The sequence below is a fragment of the Streptomyces sp. NPDC087901 genome (genome assembly GCF_044742205.1).
Taxonomy (GTDB): Bacteria; Actinomycetota; Actinomycetes; order Streptomycetales; family Streptomycetaceae; genus Streptomyces.
In genome coordinates, this window is record NZ_JBIUUC010000005.1 from 461014 (window position 1) to 482325 (window position 21312).

Genomic DNA, 21312 nt, shown 5'->3' on the forward strand with positions numbered 1-21312 from the left:
GCCCTACCTGGCCACCGCCCGGCAGTAGGCCTCGTCCGTGGCGAGGAGGTTGCGATGGGTGTCCTCGGCCGTGATGACGCCGTCGTCCAGGACGAGGACCCGGTCGGCGGCGTCCAGTACGGCCGGGCTGCTGGTGATCACGACGGTGGTACGGCCCCGGCGCAGCTTCGCGAGGTTGCGCGCGATGAGCTGTTCGGTGACCGCGTCGACTGCCGTGGTCGGGTCGTGCAGGACCAGGACGTCGGTGTCGGCGGCCAGGGCGCGGGCGAGGGACAGCCGTTGGCGCTGCCCCCCGGACAGGTTCGCGCCGCGGTCGCGGACGCCGTGGTCGAGCCCTGCGCGGTGCAGGGCGACGACGTCGGTCAGCATCGACGCCTCGACGGCCTCGGGAACGGTCCGGCTGGTGCCCGACGGATCGATGTTCGTCCGGAGGGTGCCCGCGAAGATCTCGGCGTCGTACGGGTTGACCAGCATGTGCTCGCGGACCGCCTCGACCGACAGGTCCGCGAGCTCCCGCCCGCTGATCCGTACCGCTCCCTCGTAGTCCTGCGGCGGGACGTTCACCGCCAAAACCGAGGCGAAGTCGGCTGCGGCGCGCGGCTGGTAGGCGGCGATCGCGATGAACTCGCCGGCGGGAACCCGCAGCTTCAGCCCGCGCAGCGTCCCGTACCGGACGCCGTCGATCTCCAGGTCGCCGCCCTCGGAGGGGCGTTGCGGCCCCGGCTCCGCCACCGGCGGGGCGGACAGCACCAGCGCCATCCGTTCGGCCGAGGCCCGCGCCATCATCACGTACTTCGGCATCTCCGAGAACATCTTCAGCGGTTCCATGATGAACTGCGCGAGGCCCACCGCCATGACGAGTTCCCCGATGGTGATCTGACCGTCGAAGGCCAGCCAGCCCGCCGTCAGGGTCACGGCGGCGGCCAGGACCGCGTTGAGGGCCTGCGCGGCGCCGGCGTACACGCCGTTCACTCCGGCCACGGTGATCGCCTGGTGCCTGGCCTCCGTGCTGACCTTCCGGTAGGACACGAACGCCGCGTGGTTGCCGCCGAAGCCGTGCAGCGGGCGCAGGCCGGTGATCAGGTCGGCGACCTTCGCACCCGCCCGCGCCACCCGGGCCTGCTGCTCCTGGGTACTGGCGCCGATCCGCTTGGACATCACACTCAGGATCGACAGGATCACCACGGTTCCCATGATCACCAGCAGTCCGAGCCGGAGGTCCGCCAGGCCGAGTGCGACGGCGGCGACCAGCACCGCGACCAGCGAGCTGATCAGCAGCGGCACCACCTCGATGATGTCGGCGGTCGAGTCCGCGTCCTCGGTGGCTATGGTCAGCACCTCACCGGACTTCAGACCGATGTCCCTGTCCACCGGCTGGAGTCCGCACGCCGCGACTTGCACCCGCCACCGGTGTGCCTCGGTCGTGTTGGCCTTCTGCAGGACGCGCATCCCGAACCGCCACGACAGCGACACGGTCGTGATGATCACGGCCAGCGCGCCGATCGACAGCCCGAGCGAACCGGGGCTCCGGTTCTGCAGGGTGTGTTCGACGATCAGACCGAGGGCGATGGGGAAGGCGGTCTCGCCGGCCTGGTACAGGCCCATGAGAACCGTGCCCCAGGTCATGGCGCCGACATTGCGGCGCAGCGCGGTCCGCAGGATGTCGGCTCCCCGGAGGGTCCGGCGGGTGTCAGGAGTTGGCATCGAGGTGACCGGCAATCGCTTCGGGGGTTCGCAGGGTGAACAGATCACGGATCGTGATCACTGGACCGTACTCCCGGCGGAGCAGCCCGATCAGACGAACCGCCAGCATGGAGTGCCCGCCCAGGGACACGAAGTCACTGACCGCGCTCACCTCGTCGTCGTCCAGGTCCAGCGCCTCGGCGAAGAACTCGCACACCGTGATCTCGGTCCCGGTCTCCGGTGCGCGCTCGGCGCCGGTGGTCAGCACGCCCAGCGGCCTGGCCTCCGGCAGCGCCTTGGTGTCGGCCTTCCCGTTCACGGTCAGCGGGATGCCGGCGACCTCGGCGTAGTGCGTCGGCCGCAGGAAGTCGGGGAGAGCCGCGCCCACTTCGGCGGCGACGGTGGCCGTATCGGAACCGTCGAGCACCAGGTAGGCGGCCAGCCGGTAAGCGCCGTCGACCTGCGGGTCGGGCTGGGCGACCGCGGCGGCGAACCGCACCGCCGTATGGGCGGCGAACGCCGCCTCGACCTCGCCGAGTTCGACCCGGTGGCCCCGGATCTTGACCTGCTGGTCGGTGCGGCCCAGATACATCAGGTTTCCGTCGGGCCGCCGGATCACCAGGTCCCCGGTGCGGTACATGCGCTCACCGGGTTCGCCGAACGGGCACGCGATGAACCGGTGCGCCGTCTGCGCGGGCTGCCCGAGGTAGCCGCGCGCGATGCCGATGCCGGAGACGTACAGCTCGCCGGGAACCCCGTCCGGCAGCGGACGCAGCCACGGGTCCAGCACGTACACCTCGGTGTTGTCGATCGCGACGCCGACGACCGGGTCCTCGCACTCGAAGGTGCCGACACCAAGGGTGTTGATGGTGTACTCCGTGGGTCCGTACAGGTTGTAGCCGTCCGTCCCCCCGGTCTCCGCGAGCCGCTGCCACAGCGTCGGGGTGACGGCCTCACCTCCCAGCAGCACCAGCGCGGGCCGTCGTCCGGGCTGGTCGAGCAGTCCCTCGGCCACCAGTTGCTGCGCGTAGGTCGGGGTCACGTTGATGACGTCGATGCCGTGCTCCAGGCAGTACTCGACCAGCCTGGGCGCGTCACGGCGCAGTTCCTCGTCGCAGATGTGCACCTCGTGTCCGTCGGCGAGCCACAACAGCTCCTCCCACGACATGTCGAAGGCGAACGACACGGTGTGCGCGATCCTGAAGACCCGGTTGCCGTGCTGCGCCAGTACCGGTTCGAAGATGCGGCGCTGATGGTTGATCAGCATGTTGGTGAGCCCTGCGTACTCGGTCACCACGCCCTTGGGCTTCCCGGTCGATCCGGAGGTGAAGATCGTGTACGCGGGATGGCGCAGCCGGTCCGGGTCGTCGGGCGCGAACGTCACGTACGGCTCGGCCTCGGGCAGCGGGCGGTCGAGCTCTATCAGGTCGCCGGTCAGCCGGGGCGATACGGCGCTCACGGTGAGGGTCACGTCCGGGCGGGCGTCGTCGACGATCGCGGCGATCCGCTCGTCCGGGTGGTCGAGCTCCAGCGGTACGTACGCGGCGCCGACGCGCAGCACGGCGAACAGTGCCACGATCGACTCGAGCGAGCGCGGGATCGCGAGGGCCACGGTCCGCTCCGGTCCGATGCCGCGCCGGGCAAGCACCCCCGCCACCGCACGGCTCCGGTCCCGGAGTTGGGCGAAGGTCATGGCCGAGCCGTGGGCGACCAGGGCGACGCGCCGCGGGTCGCGGTCGGCCGCCCGGTCGAACCGGTCGACGACGGTGTCCGTCCCGATGTCCGTACGTCCGGCGTGCTCGGGAGCCGGGCCCGGGCCCGGCAGGGATCCGACCGGGCCGGTCGTCCTGGCCAGGTCCTCCAGCACACGCAGGTAGTCGTCGAGGAGGCGACGGGCGTTCGCGGGGTCGTCGTCGCGGTGCTCCAGCTTGACCGTGAGCCGGTCGCCGGGCGTGACGACCCAGGTGAACGGGTAGTGGGTGGAGTCGTCGGCCTGCACCGAAGTGATGCCGTGCCTGGTGTTCATGGCGGCGAAGGCATCCAGGTCCAGGAAGTTCTGGAGCACGAACAGGTTATCGAACAGGCTGTCGTGGCCGCCCGCCCGCTGGATCTCGCCGAGACCCAGGTGCTCGTGCTCCATCGCCTCGACCCGGGCCGTCTGAACGGCCGTCAGGTACTCCCGGACTGTGTCGCCTGGCCGGGCCCGTGTCCACATGGGCACGGTGTTGAGCAGTACGCCGACGATGCCGGACAGGCCCTCGCCCTCCCGGCCGGAGACGGTGACACCGAACACCGCGTCGCTCCGGCCGGTGTGCGCGCCCAGCAGGAGCCCGAACGCCCCGGTCAGCACCGAGTTCAGCGTGACGCCGTGCTCCTTGGCCGCGTCCCGCAGCAGGTCCGACAGTTCGGCGGACATCGTGTGCACGAGCGCACGCGGCAGCGCGTCCGAGACGGCCGGCCGGGGTCCGGCGAGCAGGGTCGGCCCGGTGAGACCGGCCAGGTGCTGCGACCAGAAGCGTTCCGAGTCGGCGGGGTCCTTGACGGCCAGTGTGCGGGCGTAGTCCTCGAAGCCCGGCGAGAGCGGGGTCGCGTCCAGCGGTTCTCCCGCGACGACGGCCCGGTAGGCGTCGAACAGGTCCCGCAGCAGGATCTCGCGGGACCAGCCGTCCCACAGCAGGAGGTGGTAGCTCAGCAGCAGGCCGTCCCGGTCGTCGGGCAGACGCACCACGGTCAGCCGGACCAGCGGCGGCGCACCCGGGTCGAAGCCGGTGTCGCGGTCCCTGGCCCGCAGGGCCTCGGCCTCCGCTTCCGTCTCCAGGGCGACGGTGCGGACATCGACGCGCCGGCCCGCCTTGAGGACCTGGACCGGGTTTCCGCGGTCGTCGGTGGTGAAGCCCGCGCCCACGACCGGGTGCCGTGCGATCACGTACGCCATCGCCTCGGCCAGCGCGTCGGTGTCCAGGCGGCGGTCGAAGGTGAAGTAGCTCTGCGCGACGTAGTGCCCGGCCGTACCCGCCATCTGAGCCTGGAAGTACAGGCCCCGTTGGAGGGGGGTGACCGGTGCGGTGCGCTCGGCCGTGGCGGAGGCGTCCGCGATGTGTTCCAGTGCGCTCCGCCAGTGCCCGGTGATCTCGTCGGGGATGCCGTCGGCGAGGGTGAATGCCGCGTGCAGGCTTCCGGTGGCGTCGTCGGTCCACGCGTTGACCTCGACGGCGTACGGGCTGCGCTGATCCGCGCCCGTGATGTGCAGCGCCTGCGACTCGCCGCCCCGGCCGAGGTAGTTGAACAGCACCTGCGGCTGGGCGGTCAGCAGCGGGGCCGTCTGCGGGTTGAGGTACCTGAGCCGGCCGTAGGCGACGTGCCCGTCCTCGTCCGGCTGACGTGCGGCGGCTTCGCGCGCCGCCTCGACGGGGTCGGTGTGCGCGGTGAGCCGGACGGGCGCGATGGCGGTGAACCAGCCGACCGTACGGGTGTAGTCGTGGTGTTCCAGGACGGGGACCCGGCCGTGCCGCTCCAGATCGATCGCGAGATCGGTGGGCGAGGGCTGGACCCGGGTCAGCGCGGCGCGGAGCGCGCCGCACAGCAGCTCCGTGAGACCGACGCCGAGCGCGGCGGGCGCGGTACGCGTCACCCGGTCGCTCGCCTCGGGCGTGAGCACGACGGTGGTCTCGCGCAGGCCCTCCACGGAGGGCAGCAGCACGGGCGCCCCGAGCGTGGTCAGCCAGTCCCCGAGCCCGGCCGTCCGGGCGGACCGGGCGCCCATCGCTTCCGCGTACTCGGCGTAGGACGTGGTGGGCGGTGCCAGGGGCGCGCCGCGCAGGGCCGTGGCCAGGTCGTCCAGCAGGACCAGCCAGGACACCGCGTCGACGGCGAGGTGGTGCACGGTGACGACGAGGGTCCTGCTCGCCGCGAGCCAGGAGAACGCGATGACGTCTCCGGACTCGGGGTCGAGGCGCCCGGCGGCTTCGTTCGCGGCGGTTGTCACGTCGGCCGTCTCCGCCTGGACGACGGTGACCTCATGGCCGGGTTCGGTACGCAGGGCCCATACTCCGTGCGTAACGTCCAGCCTCAGCCGGAGGACCGGGTGCGCGGCCACGACGGCGTTCACGGCGCGCCCGATGTCGGCGAGCCCGGCGTTCTCCGGGACCACCAGCGACCTGGCCTGGGCGAACCGGTCGAGCGAGCCGCCCAGTTCCCGTCGGCGCAGGATGACCGGTGTCGGGGCGAGCGGGCCGTCCGCACGGCGAACGGGTCCGACGGCGGCGGCCTGCGGCGTGCGTGTCTCCAGCTGCTCGGCGAGCGCGCGGGGGGTCTTGAACAGGAAGACGTCCCGCGGCGCGATCGACAGTCCGAGGGCCCTGGCCCGGTTGATGACGGTGATGGCGAGGATGCTGTCGCCGCCGGCCATGAAGAAGTCGGTGTCGGCGTCCACGCCCGAGCCCGGCAGCGTCTCGCCGAAGATGCCGGTCAGTGCGGCGAGCGCGGAGCCGGTCGCGGCCTCCGGGACGGCGTCCTGCGCGGCACGCGCGGTCAGAGCCTTCCGGTCCAGTTTGCCGTTGACCGTCAGGGGCAGCGCGTCGACCGTCAGTACCTGGCCCGGCACCATGTGCCCGGGCAGCGTCGCGGCCAGGAGGCCGGTGAGGTCACCCGGCGCCCGGCCCACGACGTGCGCGACCAGATGGTCGCCGCTGTCCGCCACGGTGACGGCCACGTCGGTCACTCCGTCGAGTTCCCTGATCGCGGACTCCACCTCGCCGAGCTCGATCCGGAATCCCTTGAGCTGGACCTGGTCGTCGGCCCGGCCGGCGAACTCCAGCTCGCCGTCGAGCGTCCGGCGGGCGAGGTCGCCCGTGTGGTACATGCGGGAGCCGTCGCCCGCGAACGGGTTCGCCACGAACCGGCCCGCGGTCAGCCCCGGCCTGCCGAGGTAGCCGAGCGACACCTGATCGCCCGCGACGTAGATGGCTCCCACCCGCCCGGGCGGCACCGGCCGGAGCCGGTCGTCGAGCAGATAGGTGTCCAGACCGGGGATCGGACCGCCGATCGGGCTGACGGCGGCGTCGGCACCGAAGTCCTCGTCGGTGAGCACTCGGTGGGTGACGTGGACGGTGGTCTCGGTGATGCCGTACATGTTGACCAGTTCGGGCGAGGCGGTGCCGTACCGCTCGGTCCAGCCGCGCAGCCGCGCGGGATCGAGTGCCTCGCCGCCGAAGATGATCCGGCGCAGAGCGGTGGCGGGTTCACCGGCATGCCGGTCGGCCTCGATGAACCGGTAGAACGCCGACGGGGTCTGGTTGAGCACGGTGACTCCACGCTCGCGGACCAGCCGGTGGAAGTCCACCGGGGAACGGGTCAGCGCGTAGTCCGGCACCAGCAGCTCGGCGCCGTGCGCCAGCGCGCCCCACAGCTCCCAGACGGCGAAGTCGAAGGAGTACGAGTGGAACTGGACCCACACGTCGTGCGGGCCGAATCCCATGTCGGGCCGGGTGTTCGCGAGGAGCGTCACCACGGCGGTGTGCGGGACGACGACGCCCTTGGGCCTGCCCGTCGATCCGGACGTGTAGATCACGTACGCGGGATCGTGCGGGCCGGGCCGTGCGGTCACCGGCACCGGCTCGTCCGCCTGCGGCAGTTCGTCCCCGAGCACGAGCACACGGGCCTGTACGCCCGCCCGGGTCAGCAGCCCGGTGAACCGCTCGCGCTGCTCACGGTCGACGAGGACGGCCTGCGGCGCGGCGTCGGCGAGGATGTACTCCAGCCGTTCGTCCGGGTAGGCCAGGTCCAGCGGTACGTACGCGCCGCCCGCGGTGACGATGGCGACCAGGGCGACGACCTGTTCCAGGGAGCGCGGGACGGCTACGGCGACGCGTCTGCCCGGTCCGACGCCGGCTGCCCGCAGAACCGCGGCCAACTCATCCTTCGCCGTGGCGAGTTCACCGTATGTGAGCGAATCGGTGCCACCGTCGAGGGCGCACTGGGTCACAGCGACGGCGGTCGGGTCGCGGTGTGCGGAGGCGTCGAACAGCGCGTCCAGTGTCGTCGGGGCGACCGGTGCGGGGCGCCGGGTGTCCTCGGCTGCGAAATCCTCGATCAGGGTGTCCGGCCGGGTGAGCAGGCCGGTGAGGGTGCGGGTGAACGTACGCAGGATCGTCTGGGCGGTCGGATCCCGGAGCAGTTCCCCATCGTAGATCAGGTTGAAGCGCGGGCGTCCGTCGAGGGCGCGTTCCACGACCAGCGTCAGCGGGTAGTGCGGGGCTCCCTCGTTCACGATGCCGGTGATGACCAGTTCGTCGCCGGGCACGCGCAGGGAGGTCACGTCGGTCGCCACGTCGAACACCACCAGGGTGTCGAAGCGTGCGCCGGCGCCTGCCTGCCGGCCGATCCTCGCCAGCGAGACGTGCTGGTGCGGCAGCACGGCGCTCTGGTGCTCCCGCACCGAGGCGAGCAGGCCGGACGCCGTCGTGTCCGCACCCCACCGGGCGCGTACGGGAATCGTGTTGATGAACAGGCCCACCATCTCCGCGATGCCGGGCACCTCCGCGTCACGTCCGGACACGGTGGAGCCGAACACCACGTCCCTGCCGTGCAGGAGGCCGCCGAGTGTCACCGCCCAGGCGCTGTGCACGGCGACGCTCAGCGGCACGCCGGCCGACCTGGCGGCCACGTCGATGTCGTCGGCCGGCTCCACGGCCGTGTCGGCGAAACGGTCGGACGGGGTGTGGTCCTCGGCGACCAGTGAGGGGCCGGGCAGTCCGGCGAGCTGGTCGCGCCAGACGCGGTCGCTCTCGTCGTCGTCCCGTGCGGCGAGCCAGTGCACGTAGTCGGGGAAGCCGCCGACCTGGTAGGCGGTCCCCGGCCGGTGGTACTCGGCCAGCAGCGTGCGGAGCATCGGCGGTACCGACCAGCCGTCGGCGATGATGTGGTGCACGGTCTGCACCAGCACGTTGCGGCCGGGGCCCTGGCGGATGAGCGTGTAGCGCATCAGCGGTCCGGTGGCCAGGTCGAACCCCGCGCGACGGTCCCGCTCGGCGTAGTCGTGGATCTCGGTGTCGGAGATGCCGGGACGGTCCAGCGTGGTGAAGGGTGCCTCGGCTCCGCTTTCCAGCACGGAGACGACGCGGCCGTCGGCGAGGGCCACGAACCGGGCGGCCAGGTTCGGGTACAGGGTGAGCAGGCGGGTGGCGGCCGCCGCGAGGCGTCCGGCGTCCACCTCGCCGTCCAGCGTCAGCAGCTGCTGCTCCACGTAGCTGCCCGCCGAGTCGTCGTCGAAGACCGAGTGGAAGTACAGGCCCTCCTGCAACGGGGTCAGCGGCAGGATGTCGCGCAGTCCGGGGCCGTCCAACGCGTCGACGTCGGTCTGGGTGAGCGGCACCAGGCCGAAGTCGCTGGGCGAGTGGCCGCCCTCGTCGAGTGCGGCCAGGCCGGCCAGGGCCTCCCGCAGGTACTCCCCGACCGTCGTGATGTCCTCGTCGGTGAACATGCCGTCGGGCCAGGAGATGGTGGTGACCAGTTCGTACGCGCCGGTCGCCGCCGGTTCCGCGATGAGGTTGAACTCCAGGGCACGCGGCAGGCGCATCCTCGGGTCGCGCTTCTCTCCCAGCTGCCCCGCGGTTCCCGCGAGCTGCCAGTCCCCGGAGGTGTCCGAGTCGAAGCGGCCCAGGTAGTTGAACAGCACCTGGGGTGCCGGTGCGTCGAACCGGGTGTCGTTCAGGTACCGCAGGGCGCCGTAGGAGAGACCGTTGCCCGGCACTCGGGCGAGGTCTTCCTTGACCGCCTTGAGCGCGGCCGCCAGGTAGGCGGGTGAGGTGGGACCGGCCGCGGCGCCGGGGTCGACGGTCACCGGGAAGAGAGTGGTGAACCAGCCCACGGTCCGCGACAGTTCCGGCTCGAAGCCGGCGGCGTCCGCGACGAACCGTCCTTCGCGGCCGTGGCCCTCCAGTTCGATGTGTGCGAATGTCTGGTCCTGGCCGAGGTCGCGGCGCCACCGAGCCAGGGCGACGGCGAGCGCGGTCAGGAGTACGTCGTTGACACCCGCGTGGAACTTCGCGGGGATCTCGCTGAGCAGCGCGGCGGTGACCTCGGGCCCGACCGCAACGGTCCGCTCCCGTTCCCGGGCGACGGTGTCGGCCTCGGACAGCGGGCGCCTGCCCAGCGGTCCGTCCGCTCCCGGCAGGGGGCGCCCGAAGTAGGCACGGTCCGCGTCGAACGGGGTACGCCCGAGCAGCTCCGTCCAGCGCCGGAACGAGGTCCCCACCGGGGGCAGCTCGACCGGTGCACCCGAGGTGAGCTGACGCCATGCCGTGGCCAGGTCCTCCATCAGGACCCGCCAGGACACACCGTCGACCACCACGTGATGGACGACCACGACCAGTTGCCGTGCTTCGCTGCGCCAGACGGCGCGCAGCATCACACCGTTGTCCGGGTCGAGGCCGTCGGTGGCGAGCTCGACGCATGCGTCGAGCGGCCGGCCGCTCTCCTGCCACCCGGCGACGGCGCCGTCCGCCTCCGGTATGTCGAAGCCCCAGCGGTCACCGCGCACCAGCCTGGCCCGCAGCATGTCGTGCCGCCGGACCACGGCGGTGAGGATCTCGTCGAGGGCACCGGCGGTCAGGTCCGCCGGGGTGTTGAGCACCACCGACTGCACGAAGCCGTCGACCGCGTCCGTGGTCCCGCCGAGCCACTGGACGATGGGCGATCCCACGACGGACCCGGTGGCCACGTCGTCGTCCTCCACCGGGGACACGTCCTCCCGGCTCGCCACCGCGGCGAGCGCGCCCACGACGCCGTGGGTGAAGATCTGCCGTGCCGTGACGTAGAGACCCGCGTCACGCAACGCACTCAGCAGGGAGATCGCCAGAATGCTGTCTCCGCCGAGCCGGAAGAAGTCCTGGTCGACACCGACTTCGTCCAGCCGCAGCACCGCGGCGACCGCCTCGCAGACCAGGCGCTCGTTCTCGGTGGCGGGCGCGGCGACCGGCCCGTCCGAGATCACGGGCTCCGGCAGCGCGGCCCGGTCGAGCTTGCCGTTGGCGGTGAGCGGGAACTCCTTCATCACGACGGTGTGGGCGGGCACCATGTACTCCACCATGTGCTCGACGGCCCACGCCCTGACCTCGTCGGCGTGCAGGCCCTCGCTCCCGGCGGCAGGGATCACGTAGCCGATCAGGTAGGTACCGCCCGCCGAGTTCTTCCTGGCGACGACGCAACTGTGCCGTACCCCGGGGTGTTCCGCGAGACCTGCCTCGACGTCCTCGATCTCCAGCCGCATGCCGCGGATCTTGATCTGGTTGTCGGCCCGGCCGAGGAAGTCCAGCGAGCCGTCCGGGGCGAACCGGGCGAGGTCGCCGGTCCGGTACAGCCGGGAACCGTCCCCGGCGAACGGGTTGGCCACGAAGCGGGAGGCGGTCAGGCCGGGTGCGTTGACGTAGCCGCGCCCCAGGAGGAACCCGCCCACGTACAGCTCGCCGCCGACGCCGACCGGGACGGGCCGCAGTTCGTCGTCCAGTACGTAGAGCTGGGTGTTGGGATTGGCTTTGCCGATGGATGTCGACAGTCGCTCCGCCGCGCCCCGGTAGATGACGTGCGAGACGCCGATCGTCGTCTCGGCGGGGCCGTAGCCGTGGTACATGGGGATGTCGAGCCGGGTGCGGAAGCGCTCGTAGAGCTCCGGGGTCAGCACCTCGCCGCCGCACCACACGTGCCGCAAGCTGTCCAGCCGTCCGGAGTCCCCCGCCATCTCCAGCAGGACGTCCAGCATGGACGACACCAGGTAGGTGAAGGTGACGCGCTGTTCGGAGATCACGCTGAGCAGGTGGTGCGGGTCGCGTTCACCGCCCGGCCGCAGGACCACCAGCCGGCCACCGCACACGAGCGGCAGGAAGATCTCGTTGATGGAGATGTCGAAGGACAGTGGCGCCTTGAACAGCGACGCGTCGTCGTGGCCGAAGTGCAGGATCTCGTCGACCTGCCACAACAGGCGTTCACTGATCGCCTCGTGACGGATCATCGCGCCCTTGGGCCGGCCTGTCGAACCGGACGTGAAGATCACGTAGGCCAGGGCGGGGCCGGGCACGGCCACCCCGGTCCCCTCGGCGGGGTGGGAGGCGAACCCCCAGTCGTCGAGGTCGACAGCGACGGCCTCCGGCTCGCCCTGACCTTGCTCGCCCGAGCGGTTGAGCTGGAGCACGACCCGGGCGTCCTCGACGACGACGGCCCGGCGCGCGGCGGGCCACACCGGATCGAGCGGGACGAACGCGCATCCCGCCTGGAGCACACCGAGCAGACCGATGACCATGTCGGCGGAACGGGCCAGCGAGATACCGACGACCTGTTCGGCTGCGAGTCCGCGTTCGATCAGGTGGTGCGCCAACTGGCTCGCAAGTTCTGCTGCTTGACGGTAGGTCAGGGAGCGGTCTCCGTCCACGATCGCGACGGCGTCGGGCCGCGCCCGCGCCTGCTCGCGGAACATCTCCACGATGGTCGGGCGGACCCGGCCGGCCTCGGTATCGTTCCACTCGGCCAGGGCCTCGATCCGCCCGGCGATCCCGGAGGGGCCGATGGTCCCGAGGGGCCGGTCGGGGAAGTCCGCGAGGTCGTCCAGGGCGAGCTGCGCGTCGGCCGGCGCGACACCTTCGGGTACGGCGATGCTGCGACCGTCCGCACCGACCTCCCAACCACCCTTTGACGAACCGCCGTTGTCGACCCACCCGAGGACGTCGGCGAACAGGGTGGCGGGGGTGAGGTCGATTCCGTCGGGGCTCCAGCCGGTCGCCCAGTAGGACAGACCGACAGCGCATGCCGTGGTGACGGTCCAGTCGCTGTAATCGCCGGTTCGCCGGCGCAGGCCCGCCAGGGCCGCGTCAGAAAGCAGTACGGGACGAGCGCCCGGTTCCATCATCGAAGACTCCGCTTCCCATCCGAGATATGCGACTGAGCCTAGCCTAACTAAGGCTTACCTAACTACCCTCTCGCCAGGCCCGCCACAGTCGTGCGTACCGGCCGCCCAGAGCCACCAACTCCTCGTGCGTCCCCTGCTCCACGACCCGTCCCGCGTCCAGCACGGCGATCCGGTCCGCGGCCATCGCCTGGGTCAGCCGGTGCGCCACGAACAGCGTGGTCCGGCCCGCGCAAGCGGCGAGCACGCCCCGCTCCAGCTCGGCGGCACCCTCACTGCCGGCCTCCGCCGTCGACTCGTCCAGGACCACCACCGGAGACCGGGCCAACACCAGCCGGGCCAGGGCGATCTGGGCGACCTTGGTGACGTCCAGGCGCTCGCCGCCCTCGCCGACCATGGTCCGCAGCCCGTCCGGCAGCGCGTCGGCCCACACTCCCGCTCCGACCGTCCGCAGCGCGTCCGTCAGCTCCGCGTCGGTCGCCTCCGGCGCGGCCAGCCGCAGATCGTCGGCGAGCGGACCGGAGAACACGTGCGTCTCCTGCGTCAGGATGCTGACCAGGGCCCGGGCTCCGGCCTCGTCCAGACCGGCGAGGTCATTCGATCCGATCCGCACCGAGCCGGACTGCGGGGTCCCGATACCCGCGATCAGCGCGGCGAGGGTCGACTTGCCCGCACCCGTCGCCCCCACCAGAGCGAGGGAACCACCGGCCGGAATCGTCAGACTGACGTCTCTCAGGACCGGATCCTCGGCATCGGGATAACTGAACGTCAGCCCCTCCACCGTCACTTGGTACGGAACGGAGTCCGCGGGCGCCACGGTGGCATCGCCCACCAGGCGGTCCTGCGCGCCCTCCCCCAGCACCCCGACCAGCCGGGTCAGGCTCGCGCCCGACTTCTGCGCCTCGTCGAACGTGAACATGATGGCGCCGAGCGGCGTGAACAGCCGGTGGAACATCAGCGGAGCGGCCGACACCTCGCCGAGCGTGGCCGCATCACCTTCCAGCAGGGCATATCCGACCAGAAGGATGAGGACCAGCCCGATGAACTCGGCACGGTTCTCCCTGCCGACGAAGCGGCCGAAGAACCGGAACACCTTGATGCCGAGTTCGCGCACCCGCCACGACTCGCTCGTGACCTTCTCGCGGAACGCACCCTCCAGGCGGTAGGCCCGGACCGTGTCGATCCCGTTCAGCCCGCTGATCAACGCCTGCGCCCGGTCGGCCTGGGCCGCCCGCTGCTTCCGGTAGAGCGGCGCCGACCGGGGAAGGTACCAGCGCAGGGCAAGTGCGTACGCGGGCAGCGCGCCCGCGCCGGCCAGGCCGAGCCGCCAGTCCAGCCCGAACATGCCGGCTGTGGCGATGACGACCAGCATCCCTGCCGTGAACACGGTAGGGATGGCCGAGCGGATGCCCCGGGACAGGACAGCCACGTCGTCACCGACCCGGGAGAGCACGTCTCCCCGGCCGACCTGCTCGATCCGCGCGCTCGGCATCCCCAGCACCGCGCGGACGGCGCTTTCCCGCAGCCGGGCGAGCAGGTCCGCGCCCAGTCGCCCGATCAGGTACGTCGATCCCGCGGTGGCCGCCGCCCCGAGCAGCGCGGCGGCCACCATCAGCACCCCGATCCTGACGAGGAGCGAACGCGATTCGCCCTCGACCACCCCGTCGACCACCTGGCCGAGCAGAAGTACCGGGAGTACCTGGAGCGCCGCCCCGGCGACCGTGGTGAGCACGGTGGCGGTGGCCAGCCACGGCACCTCACGGCAGTGTGCCGTGATCCATCGGGTGGCCTCACCCCCGGTCGCCGTGCGCAGGGTTGCCGGGGCGGAGTGGGTTCCGGTGGCGCTCACACGCACGCCGGTGCGAGCCGGCCGGGAGTGTCGGCCGACGTCACTGGTCGACCGACTTCACGAGCTCGTCGATCGCGTACGGCAGGGACAGCAGGGTTCCCTGGGACATGGCCGCGCCGACCGCCGGACCCTCGCTGTCGAGCATGTACGACACCCGGCCCTCCTTGACGGCCTTCAGGTTGCCGAACAGCTCGGACTTCTTCATGGCTTCCTGGTCGGCCTTGTCATTGATGACGAAGATGCGGTCGACGTCGACGAGGTCCATGCGCTCCGGGGAGAGCTTTGTGTAGAACGAGCCGCCCGCGATCTTGTCGATCTCCGTCGCGCCCTTGTAGCCGATGCCCGTCACCAGCCGCCCGCGCACGTCGGTGGTGGTGAACGGCGCCACGGACTTCTCGTACCAGGACAGCGCGACGGCGGTCTGCTTCGCGAACTCCGGGTGGGCCTTGGCGGCCGCGTCGAGCCTGTCCTGGATGCCCTTGACCAGCGCGGTGCCCTCGCTCTCCTTGCCGAGCGCCTTGGCGATGTGGACGGCGTTGTCCTGCCACGGCCCGCTGAAGGGCTCCTTCTCGGCCTTGGTACGGCCCACCGTCGGAGCGATCTTCGAGAGCTTGTCGTACGCGGCCTGGTCGACCTCGGAGTAGACCGCGATGATCAGGTCCGGCCGAAGGGCGGCGATCTTCTCGTAGTTGGGGCCCTGGTCACCGTTCTTCATGATGACCTCGGGCCGGGTGTCGCCCCACTTGTCCTTCACCCAGGGCCACTGGGTGTTGATGTCGGGGGACTTGCCGGCGGGGTTCTCGTACTGGTCGACCATCCCGACCGGCTTGATGCCGAGCGCCAGGATGGCCTGGTCGTCCGTGTAGCCGACGGAGACGACCCGCTGGGGGGCCTTGGTGATCTTCGTGGATCCGAACGCGTGCTCCACGGTGACCGGGAACGCACCGGAGGCCGCAGCCGGAGCCTTGCCGCTCGCCTTGTCCGTGTCGTCCGTCGAGTCTGAACCGCATCCCGCCAGGAGGCCGATGCCGAGGGCCGCGGCGGACACCGTCGCCGCCAGCCGCCGCCAGGGCTTCGTGAGCATCGTTCTATGGGTGAGCATCCGGAATCCCTTGCTTTCGCACTGTCCACTGACCCCGTGTAAGGGCAGCCAAACCTTACCCCGACCGAGTGAGGGCAGCCTAGCCTAACTGGCGTATCTCCCCTGTCCGAAACCTAGTTGAGATGTACGTGGGTGCGGCCGATCGGCACGATGAGAGGCCGGTCGCCGACCGGGTCGTCGATCACCATGGCGCGCAGCCCGAACGCCTCGTGCAGCAGCTCGGCGGTGATGACGTCCCGCGGGTGCCCCTGCGCCAGGATCGCCCCCTCCCGCATCACGACGAGGTTGTCGCTGTACCGCGTGGCCAGATTGAGGTCGTGCAACACCATGACCACGGTGCATCCCGACTCGTGCAGGTCGTCCACCAGGTCGAGCACATCGATCGCGTGCGCCAGGTCCAGATAGGTGGTCGGTTCGTCCAGCAGCAGCAGGTCGGTGCCCTGAGCCAAAGTCATCGATATCCAGACGCGCTGGCGCTGTCCGCCTGACAGCGAGTCGACGGGACGGTCGGCCAGATCGGACACCCCCGTCATGGCCAGAGCCTTCTCCACGACGCCGGCGTCGTCCGACGACCACTGCCGCAGCCAGCTCTGGTGCGGATGGCGCCCCCTGGCGACCAGGTCGGCCACCGTCAGCCCCTCCGGGGCGACAGGGGCCTGCGGAAGCAGGCCGAGCTTCTTCGCCACATCCCTGGTCCTGAGCGCGGCGATGTCCTCCCCGTCCAGCACCACCGCACCCTTGGCCGGCCTGAGCAGACGCGTCAGGGTGCGCAACAGGGTGGACTTCCCACAGCCGTTGGGGCCGATGATCGTGGTGATCACCCCTGGCGGGATCGCGACGTCCAGATCGTCGATGACCGTCCGGCCCCCGTATCCGACCGTGACACCTCTGGCGGCCAGCCGTGAAGTGTCCCTGCCCACCGACTCGACCTCGGTGGTGGTGTGGTGAACGGCCACAGGCCCCCCTTTCTCCGGGTAGTCCAACTCGTCTGTCATCTATCTGAGGTTCGCCCGCACCAGCAGATACACAAGGAAGGGGCCGCCGATCGCGGCGGTGACCACACCGACCGGGAGCGAGATCGGCAGCGCCGAGCGCGCGACCAGGTCGGATCCGGTCAGCAGCAGTGCGCCGACCAGTCCGGAGGCCACCATCGGCGGTGTGGGGCATCTCGCCAGACGCATCGCCACCTGCGGCGCCACCAGCGCGACGAACGGGACCGGGCCCGCCGCGCTCACCGCCACCGCGGCCAGCAGCACCGCGCACAGCAGCAGGACGGCCCGGACCATCGTGTACCGGACACCGAGGCCCGCGGCGACCTCGTCCCCGAGGTGCATCGGCTTGAACTGGAACGCGACGCAGGCCACGACGACCATCAGGACGAGCGAACACCAGAGCGCCACCCGGACCTCGTCCCACGACCGGTTGTCCAGCGAGCCGACCAGCCACGCCTGCGCCCGGGCCACGTCCCTGATGTCCGCGGAGACCAGCAGCCATGTCGTGACCGCCTCCGCCATGGCGCTCACCGAAATGCCGATGAGGATGAGCCGGAAGCCGTCGATCCCCCGTCGCCACGCCAGGAAGTACACCAGCAGCCCTGCCCCGAGACCGCCCGCGAGCGCCGCAGCCGACACCCCCACGGCGCTGACGACCGCCGCGGCCGTCCCGCCCGACACCGTCACCAGGAAGACCGCGACCACGCTCGCGCCCCCGGTGATCCCGAGAATGTCCGGGCTGGCCAGGGGGTTGCGCGCGACGGACTGGGTGATCGCCCCGGACACGCCGAGCGCGATCCCGACCACGAGCCCGGCCATGGCGCGCGGCATACGCAGATCCATGATCACGAACTCGTCGATCTGCTCGCCCCGGCCGAGGATCGTGGCGATCACCCGGGGGAGGCCGATGGGGAAGTCCCCGACCCCGATGGAAAGGCAGAACACCAGAAAGACCGCGACCGCCAGCACCAGGGTGACCAGCACGATCCAGGGCCGCCATACGAACGACACCTGGCCGAGCCGTACGCCGGGCGCCAACGAGGGCTTCGTCTCTGTCACGTTCATGCGCTCCTGAACTTTCCACGCCACACCAGAGCCGCGAAGAACGGCGCGCCGAGGACGGAGACGACGACACCCGCGTCCAACTCGCCCGGTCGCACCACCAGTCGGCCCACGATGTCGCAGACCAGGAGGACGACGGCACCGAGGAGTCCCGCGTACGGAACCAGCCAGCGGTAGTCCGGTCCGGTCAGATAGCGGGCCACATGAGCGACCATGAGCCCGAGAAACGCGATGGGACCGCACGCCGCAGTCGCCGCGCCCGCCAGCAGGGTGATGGCGAGAATGCCGACCGTCCGGCTCAGCGCGATGTTCACGCCCAGTCCCCGCGCCACGTCGTCACCCAGGTTCAGCAGGTTGAGCGAGGGCAGCATGGCGAGCGCGAACACCAGGCCTACGGCGACGAACGCGGTCACCGGCCAGATCACCTCGAAGCCGACGCCCGCGACGGAGCCGGCGTTCCAGAACCGCAGCGCGTTCAGCGCCTTCTGGTCCGACAGCGCGACCGCGGTCGTCATGGCGGCGAGGAACACGGTGATCCCCTGACCGGCCAGTGCGAGCGTCAGCGGGTTGCCGGCGCCCCTGCCGATACTCGCCAGGCCGAACACGACGACACCGGCGACCGCCGCCCCCAGGAAGGCGAACCAGACGTACTGGAACGGGCTGGTGAACCCGAACACGGCGATCACCGACACCACGGCGAACGAGGCGCCCGCGTTCACCCCCAGCAGCCCCGTGTCCGCGATCGGGTTCCGCGTGTAGCCCTGGATCAGCGAGCCACCGACTCCCAGGGCGATGCCCGCGACGACGGCGAGCACCGTCCGGGGCACCCGCACGGTCCGCACGATGAGCCGGATCTCGGTGAGCCGCTGGTCGGATTCCGGCGCCGCGAACAGCCCGTGCCACACCTCGGCGGGACTCAGCGCACGCGCGCCCACGGCCAGGGACACCGCTCCCGCGGCCAGGAGGATCGCCAGAAGCACCCCGAAACCCACAACCCGCCTCCGGCGGGCCGTCGTTGTCCCCCTGGCCACGGGGCGCTCAACTGCAGTCGTGCTCATGTCGACGTACGCTATCCCTTTGATCCACTCGGACGGCACGGCGGTCCGGAGCCGGTGGCCGGTCCGCGCCGTGTCGTCGCATCGTCTAGCGGGGCGTGCTGCCCGTTCCGCCGGCGACCGGCCGCGCCTCGTCGGAAGCGGGAACGACGCCCCGGTCGAGCAGCGAGTCCAGGATCTCTCCGACCCGAATCGCGGTGTTGGACAGCAGCGCCGACGTGATGCCGTGCGTGTGCTCCGTACCTCCCTGGAGGTAGATGCCGCAGCGCAGGCCGGAGTCCGTCGCGATGCGGTAGTCCCGCTCGACGCGGACGCGGCCCTGGTCGTCCCGCAGGCACCGGTCCGCGACGTCGCCCAGGAGTCCGAGGGGGTCGGCGGGTCTGTAGCCGGTGGCGAGCACCACGACGTCGGCGTCCAGGACCGTCTCCTCACCCGTGACGAGGGACCTCACACTGGCCCGGACGTGGTCCGGTGTCTCCTTGACCTCTTCGAGCCGCGACACGTTGAGGAAACGCAGCCGCTCGGTGCCGAGCACCTTCTCCTGGTACATCTGGCGGTACAGGTCGTCGATCAGGTCGATGTCCACCACGGAGTAGTTGGTGTTGCCGTGGTAGTCCATCAGTTTGCGCTTGACGCCCTCGGGGGCGGCGAAGTACTCGTCGACCGCCCCGGGGTCGAAGATCTTGTTGGCGAAGCTGCTGTCGTCGGCGGGGCTGTAGCCGTAGCGGGAGAAGACCGCGCAGATCTCGGCCCCGGGGAAGCGGCGGTGCAGATAGGCCACATTCTCGGCGGCGCTCTGTCCGGCACCCACGACCACGAACCGCGAGGGCGAGGTGCCCTCCAACGTATCGACCTTCGCCAGCAGTTCGGAGTTGTGCCAGATCCGGTCACCGCGCTCCACGCCCTCCGGCACGAGGGGGCGCAGCCCGGTCCCGATGACGAGGTTGCGGGCGCGGTGAACCGTGAGCCCCTCCCCCGACCGGACCGTCACGTCCATGTACTCCACGGCTCCGTCGTGGACGACGGGCGTGACACCGACGACCTCGTGATCGTAGGAGACCATGCTGTCGACCTGCGCCGCGGCCCACTCGAAGTAGTCGTGGAACTCCACCCTCAGCGGGAAGAGGTTCTTGTGGTTGATGAAGTCGACCAGCCGCCCCTTGCTCTGCAGATAGCAGAGGAAGCTGAACTCGCTGGAGGGGTTCCGGAGCGTCACCAGGTCCTTGAGGAAGGACACCTGCATGGTCGCGTCGTCGATGAGCATGCCGCGGTGCCAGCCGAATCGCGGCTGCTGCTCGAAGAAGTGAGCACTGACCGCCTCCTGGGTGGCGCTGCGTGCGTTGTGCTCGCTGATCGCGATCGCCATCGCCACATTGGACGGGCCGAAGCCGATGCCAATGAGGTCGTGGACCGGTGGTGCGTCGCCAGGACGAACCTGTGACATGTCACTCCCATCGTGCGGGGAAGCCGCCTGTCAGGTGGGGGAACTGCGAAAGACGGGCACGCCGACGGAGTGGCCCGATTGAACTTAGGTGAGCCTAAGCTAATCCAGGGAAGCTGTCGATAGGCCCGAAACGGACAAGCGGGGCATCGGGGGCGGTCAACTTGGTTTCGACTCACGCCCGTTGCCAGATTAGGTAAGCCTTGCTTTACTGGCTGTCGCTCCATTCCTACGCTGAGGAGGAACCCCATGCGGGTCGTCATGTTCGGTTACCAGACCTGGGGGCACCGCACCCTGCAAGCCCTCCTGGACTCCGAGCACGACGTGGTGCTGGTCGTGACGCACCCGAAGAGCGACCACGCGTACGAGAAGATCTGGAGCGACTCCGTCGCCGACCTCGCCGAGAAGCACGGCGTTCCGGTGCTGATCCGCAACCGCCCCGACGACGAGGAACTGTTCGAGCGCCTCAAGGAGGCCGCCCCGGACATCATCGTGGCCAACAACTGGCGGACGTGGATCCCGCCGCGCATCTTCGCCCTCCCGCGCCGCGGCACGCTGAACATCCACGACTCACTGCTGCCGAAGTACGCCGGCTTCTCGCCGCTGATCTGGGCCCTGATCAACGGCGAGCGCGAAGTGGGCGTCACCGCGCACATGATGAACGACGAACTCGACGCCGGTGACATCGTCCGGCAGGAAGCGGTCCCGGTCGGACCGGCGGACACCACCACCGACCTCTTCCACAAGACCGTCGACCTCATCGCCCCGGTCACCACGGCCGCACTCGACCTCATCGCCTCCGGGCAGACCGAGTTCACCAAGCAGGACCGCTCCCGGGCAAGCTTCTTCCACAAGCGATCCGCCGAGGACATCCGCATCGACTGGACCTGGCCGGCACAGGATCTCGAACGCCTGGTGCGCGCCCAGTCCGCGCCGTACCCCAGCGCCTTCGCCTTCCACAAGGGCAAGCGCCTGGAGGTCCTCGACGCCGTGGTGTCCCAGGCCCGTTACGGCGGAACGCCCGGCCGGATCTTCTACCGCGAGGGCGAGGGCGTGGTCATCGTCGCCGGCGCGGACGCCCGTACCGGCCGCAACCACGGTCTGGCCCTGACGCGCGTACGCACCGAGGACGGCCGGGAGATGCCGGCGACGGAGTACTTCACCTCCATGGGCGGCTACCTGACCAGCCGTCCCTGAAGCACGACGGACCGGCGCCCTCGTTCACGCGGTTCCG

Annotated in this window: 9 protein-coding genes; 1 reads left to right on the plus strand and 8 read right to left on the minus strand. The window is 70.6% G+C overall.

The annotated features are described in order from the left end of the window. Positions 1-3 precede the first annotated feature (3 nt). The 8 genes from ACIOEW_RS19225 to ACIOEW_RS19260 form a co-directional block, all read right to left on the minus strand. Complete coding sequence (locus ACIOEW_RS19225) at positions 4-1704, minus strand: ABC transporter ATP-binding protein (protein WP_362550567.1); 1701 nt, start codon at positions 1702-1704, stop codon at positions 4-6. After that, positions 1691-12580, minus strand: a complete 10890-nt coding sequence (locus tag ACIOEW_RS19230) for an amino acid adenylation domain-containing protein (protein ID WP_401964812.1) — start codon at positions 12578-12580, stop codon at positions 1691-1693. The genes ACIOEW_RS19225 and ACIOEW_RS19230 overlap by 14 nt, the downstream gene beginning before the upstream one ends. Before the next feature lie 58 nt (positions 12581-12638). After that, the gene (locus tag ACIOEW_RS19235) at positions 12639-14426 is read right to left on the minus strand and encodes an ABC transporter ATP-binding protein (RefSeq protein ID WP_401964814.1); all 1788 of its coding nucleotides are present in this window, start codon (positions 14424-14426) and stop codon (positions 12639-12641) included. A gap of 40 nt (positions 14427-14466) precedes the next feature. Beyond that, a complete protein-coding gene (locus tag ACIOEW_RS19240; RefSeq protein WP_401964816.1) occupies positions 14467-15528 on the minus strand; it encodes an iron-siderophore ABC transporter substrate-binding protein in 1062 nt (353 codons plus the stop codon). Positions 15529-15641: 113 nt separating this feature from the next. Beyond that, entirely contained in the window at positions 15642-16523 is an 882-nt protein-coding gene (locus tag ACIOEW_RS19245) for an ABC transporter ATP-binding protein (protein ID WP_401964817.1), read from the minus strand. After that, on the minus strand, positions 16524-17585 hold the full coding sequence (locus ACIOEW_RS19250) for a FecCD family ABC transporter permease (RefSeq protein ID WP_401964818.1): 1062 nt from the start codon (positions 17583-17585) through the stop codon (positions 16524-16526). Further along, complete coding sequence (locus ACIOEW_RS19255; protein WP_401964820.1) at positions 17582-18640, minus strand: FecCD family ABC transporter permease; 1059 nt, start codon at positions 18638-18640, stop codon at positions 17582-17584. The genes ACIOEW_RS19250 and ACIOEW_RS19255 overlap by 4 nt, the downstream gene beginning before the upstream one ends. A gap of 85 nt (positions 18641-18725) precedes the next feature. After that, complete coding sequence (locus ACIOEW_RS19260) at positions 18726-20081, minus strand: lysine N(6)-hydroxylase/L-ornithine N(5)-oxygenase family protein (RefSeq protein WP_401964822.1); 1356 nt, start codon at positions 20079-20081, stop codon at positions 18726-18728. 246 nt (positions 20082-20327) lie between these two features. Here ACIOEW_RS19260 and ACIOEW_RS19265 point away from each other — a divergent pair, with 246 nt between their 5' ends. After that, positions 20328-21275, plus strand: coding sequence for a methionyl-tRNA formyltransferase (locus ACIOEW_RS19265; protein WP_362550586.1), 948 nt, complete (start codon positions 20328-20330; stop codon positions 21273-21275). Positions 21276-21312 lie beyond the last annotated feature (37 nt).

Coding starts and splice junctions, on each gene's coding strand:
- ACIOEW_RS19245 (WP_401964817.1), bottom strand. CDS start 16,523: ATGACAGACGAGTTGGACTACCCGGAGAAAGGGGGGCCTGTGGCCGTT.
- ACIOEW_RS19240 (WP_401964816.1), bottom strand. CDS start 15,528: ATGCTCACCCATAGAACGATGCTCACGAAGCCCTGGCGGCGGCTGGCG.
- ACIOEW_RS19265 (WP_362550586.1), top strand. CDS start 20,328: ATGCGGGTCGTCATGTTCGGTTACCAGACCTGGGGGCACCGCACCCTG.
- ACIOEW_RS19250 (WP_401964818.1), bottom strand. CDS start 17,585: ATGAACGTGACAGAGACGAAGCCCTCGTTGGCGCCCGGCGTACGGCTC.
- ACIOEW_RS19230 (WP_401964812.1), bottom strand. CDS start 12,580: ATGATGGAACCGGGCGCTCGTCCCGTACTGCTTTCTGACGCGGCCCTG.
- ACIOEW_RS19225 (WP_362550567.1), bottom strand. CDS start 1,704: ATGCCAACTCCTGACACCCGCCGGACCCTCCGGGGAGCCGACATCCTG.
- ACIOEW_RS19255 (WP_401964820.1), bottom strand. CDS start 18,640: ATGAGCACGACTGCAGTTGAGCGCCCCGTGGCCAGGGGGACAACGACG.
- ACIOEW_RS19260 (WP_401964822.1), bottom strand. CDS start 20,081: ATGTCACAGGTTCGTCCTGGCGACGCACCACCGGTCCACGACCTCATT.